This window comes from Actinomadura sp. 7K534 (genome assembly GCF_004348575.1).
Taxonomy (GTDB): Bacteria; Actinomycetota; Actinomycetes; order Streptosporangiales; family Streptosporangiaceae; genus Spirillospora; species Spirillospora livida.
Genome location: NZ_SMKB01000404.1, coordinates 1 through 3,517 on the forward strand (window position 1 = coordinate 1; position 3,517 = coordinate 3,517).

The 3,517-nt window shown below is 72.4% G+C and carries 5 protein-coding genes; all 5 read left to right on the plus strand.

The annotated features are described in order from the left end of the window. Positions 1 to 212: 212 nt before the first annotated feature. The 5 genes from E1266_RS36330 (at position 213) to E1266_RS36345 (ending at position 3,510) form a co-directional block, all read left to right on the plus strand. Positions 213 to 827: a disulfide bond formation protein DsbA gene (locus tag E1266_RS36330; RefSeq protein ID WP_132054995.1), complete on the plus strand. Its 615-nt coding sequence runs from the start codon at positions 213 to 215 to the stop codon at positions 825 to 827. A 121-nt stretch (positions 828 to 948) separates the two neighbouring features. After that, positions 949 to 1,644 carry an energy-coupling factor ABC transporter permease gene (locus tag E1266_RS36335; RefSeq protein ID WP_207946133.1) on the plus strand — a complete coding sequence of 232 codons (696 nt, stop codon included), beginning with the start codon at positions 949 to 951 and terminating at the stop codon, positions 1,642 to 1,644. Between the two features lie 11 nt (positions 1,645 to 1,655). Next, the gene (locus E1266_RS39065) at positions 1,656 to 1,997 is read left to right on the plus strand and encodes a PDGLE domain-containing protein (RefSeq protein WP_207946134.1); all 342 of its coding nucleotides are present in this window, start codon (positions 1,656 to 1,658) and stop codon (positions 1,995 to 1,997) included. Beyond that, on the plus strand, positions 1,997 to 2,761 hold the full coding sequence (gene cbiQ / locus E1266_RS36340) for a cobalt ECF transporter T component CbiQ (RefSeq protein WP_132054997.1): 765 nt from the start codon (positions 1,997 to 1,999) through the stop codon (positions 2,759 to 2,761). Before E1266_RS39065 ends, cbiQ begins: the two co-directional genes overlap by 1 nt. Then, positions 2,758 to 3,510, plus strand: a complete 753-nt coding sequence (locus E1266_RS36345) for an ABC transporter ATP-binding protein (protein WP_132054999.1) — start codon at positions 2,758 to 2,760, stop codon at positions 3,508 to 3,510. The genes cbiQ and E1266_RS36345 overlap by 4 nt, the downstream gene beginning before the upstream one ends. The last annotated feature ends 7 nt before the right edge of the window (positions 3,511 to 3,517 follow it).

Below are 3,517 nucleotides of genomic sequence, written 5' to 3' on the forward strand. Positions count from 1 at the left end.
CTGGTTCAGGCGACGTGATTGTGGTGATCAACCCGTCTACCAGGGGTCTCTCTACGTCATGCCCCAACCGGCGCATCGCGATCATGCTGTGACCAGCAGCCCGCCGCCACAGGATGAAATGGGCTCATTGGAACCTTTACCCCGGCGGGAATCGGGATCGCCGCGGCTTGGTTGTCGCTTTAAACACCCTGTTCTCGCTATAGGAGGCGACGTTGGCCAAGGACGCTGTCACCCCCGTGGATTTCTGGTTCGACCCGCTGTGTCCGTGGGCGTGGATCACGTCGCGCTGGATTCTGGAAGTGGAGAAGCTGCGCCCGATCGAAGTGCGGTGGCACGTGATGAGCCTTTCCGTCCTCAACGAGGACAAGGACGTCCCCGAGGAGTACCGCAAGGGCCTCCGGGACGGCTGGGGCCCGGTGCGCGTGTGCATCGCCGCTGAGCAGAAGTACGGGCCGGAGGCCCTCGGCCGCCTCTACACCGAGCTCGGCACGCGCCGCCACCACGAGAAGCAGGAGTTCGGCCGCCCCTACTTCGAGGCGGCGCTGACCGCGGCCGGGCTCGACCCGGCGCTCGCGGACGCCGCCGAGTCCACCGCCTACGACGAGGCCGTGCGCGCCTCCCACAAGGACGGCATCGACCGCGTGGGCCAGGAGGTCGGCACCCCGGTGATCGAGGTCGAGGGCAGCGCGTTCTTCGGCCCGGTCGTGTCGCCGATCCCGCGGGGCGAGGCCGCCGCCCGGCTCTGGGACGGCGTCGTCGCGGTCGCGGCCACGGACGGCTTCTTCGAGCTGAAGCGCAGCCGGACCCGGGACCCGATCTTCGACTGACCCGCCCGGGCGCCGTCGCGGGCAAGCCACACATTTCTTGCTATTGCGAGAGTGTTGCAACTACTGTCAAGACGCCGCACACTGGGTGGGTCGGCAGGAACCGGTAAGGCGGTGGCGGTAGGTGCACGTACCTGATGGCTTCATCGACGCGCCCGTGTCGATCGCGGCGGGCGCGGTCGCGGTGGCGGGCGTCGGGATCGCGCTGCGCGGGGCGCGGCGCGAGCTGGACGACCGGACCGCGCCCCTCGCGGGGCTGACGGCGGCGTTCGTGTTCGCCGCGCAGATGCTCAACTTCCCCGTCGCCGGCGGGACCAGCGGGCACCTGCTCGGCGGCGCGCTCGCGGCGATCCTCGTCGGGCCCTACGCGGGCATGGTGGCCGTGTCGGTCGTGCTGATCCTGCAAGCGCTGCTGTTCGCGGACGGCGGCCTGAGCGCGCTCGGCGTCAACATCATCCTCATGTCCTTGGTCACGGTCGCCGTCGGCTACGGGACGTTCCGGCTGCTGCTGCGGGTGCTGCCCAAGACCAGGGCGTCGGTGTCCGGGGCGGCGTTCGTGGCGGCCTTCCTCTCGGTGCCCGCGTCCGCGCTCGCCTTCACGCTGATCTACGCGGTCGGCGGGACGGCGGACGTGTCGATCGGGACGGTCGCCGCGGCGATGCTCGGCGTCCACGTCCTGATCGGCATCGGCGAGGCGCTGATCACCGCGGTGACCGTGTCGAGCGTCCTCGCCGTCCGGCCCGACCTCGTGTACGGGGCGCGCGGCCTGCTGAAGCCGGCCGAGCTGCGCACCGCCCGGCCCGCGGCGTCCCAGGTCTGAGGAGAAGCCACATGACCACCAAGCGTTTCTTCGCCGCGTTCCTGCTGGTCTCCCTCGTCCTCGCGGGGATCGTCAGCTACTACGCCAGCGGCAGCCCGGACGGCCTGGAGAAGGTCGCCGAGGAGGAGGGCATCAGCGCCGAGGAGAAGGACCACGCGCTCGGCGACTCCCCGCTCGGCGACTACGGGGTCGAGGGCGTCGGCAACGAGTGGGTGTCGGTCGGGCTGTCCGGCGTCATCGGGGTCGGGTCCGTCCTGCTGGTCGGCGGCGGGCTGTTCTGGGCCGTGCGGCGGCGCGAGCCCGCCGGGGAGCCGCGGGAGAAGGCGCCGGCGGGAACGTCCGGGCAGGGGTAGTGGGCGCGGGACACGCGCACCGGCTGTACCTGCCGGGCGCCTCACCGGTGCACCGGCTGCCGCCGCAGACCAAGATCGTCGCAGTCGTGGCGTTCGTGCTGCTGGTCGTCGCCACTCCGCGCGAGCGCATGTGGGCGTTCGGCGTGTACGCGCTGCTGCTCGCGGCCGTCGCGCTGCTCGCCCGGGTGCCGTTCCCGACGGTGGCGCGGCGCACCGTGATCGAGGTCCCGTTCGTCGCGTTCGCGGTTTTGATCCCGTTCGTCGCGCAAGGTGAGAAGGTCACGGTGCTGGGGCTGCAGGTGAGCCAGGGCGGGCTCTGGGACGCCTGGAACATCCTCGCCAAGGGCACCCTCGGCGTCGTCGCGTCCATCCTGCTCGCCGCGACGACCGAGCCGCGGCTGCTGCTGCTCGGCATCGAGCGGCTCCGGATGCCGCCGCTCATCACGCAGATCGCCGCGTTCATGCTCCGCTACGTCGACGTCGTCGCCGCCGAGCTGGGCCGGATGCGGGTGGCGCGGGCGTCCCGCGGCTTCGAGGCGCGCGACCTGCGCGCGACGCGCGTGCTCGCCCGGTCGGTCGGCGCGCTCTTCCTGCGCTCCTACGAGCGCGGCGAGCGCGTCCACCTGGCGATGGTGAGCCGCGGGTACGACGGCCGCATGCCCGTCATGCACGACGTGGGCGCGACCGCCGCGCAGTGGACCGCCGCCGCCCTGCTGCCCTCGGCCGCCGCGCTCGTCGCCCTCACCGCCTGGATCGCGCCATGACCCCGTCCCTTGAGGTCAAGGGCCTCGCCTACGCCTACCCCGACGGCACGCAGGCCCTCTACGGCGTCGACCTCACGGTCGGGCGCGGCGAGCGGGTCGCGCTGCTCGGGCCGAACGGCGCCGGGAAGACCACGCTCGTCCTGCACCTGAACGGCATCCTGCACGGCGGGCTGGGCGAGGTCAGGGTCGGCGGTCTCGCGGTCGACCCCGGCGACCGGAAGGCGCTGCGCGAGGTCCGCCGCCGCGTCGGCATCGTCTTCCAGGACCCCGACGACCAGCTGTTCATGCCGACCGTGCGGGAGGACGTCGCGTTCGGCCCGGCCAACCTCGGGATGCGCGGCGCCGAGCTGGACCGCCGGGTGCGCGACGCGCTGGCCGGCGTCGGCATGCTGGAGGTCGCCGACCGGCCGCCGCAGCATCTGAGCTTCGGGCAGCGCCGGCGCGTCGCGGTCGCGACCGTCCTCGCGATGGAGCCGGAGATCCTGGTCCTGGACGAGCCGTCCTCCAACCTGGACCCGGCGAGCCGCCGCGAACTGGCGGAGATCCTGCTGGGCCTGGACGTGACGGTCCTGATGGTCACGCACGACCTCCCGTACGCGGCCGAGCTGTGCCCGCGGTCGGTGGTCCTCTCCGGCGGCGTGATCACGGCCGACCGTCCCACCCGGGACCTGCTGATGGACGCCGAGCTCCTGGCCGCGCACCGGCTGGAACTGCCGTTCGGGTTCGATCCCGCCGCCACCGTGCGCTGACCCGCCC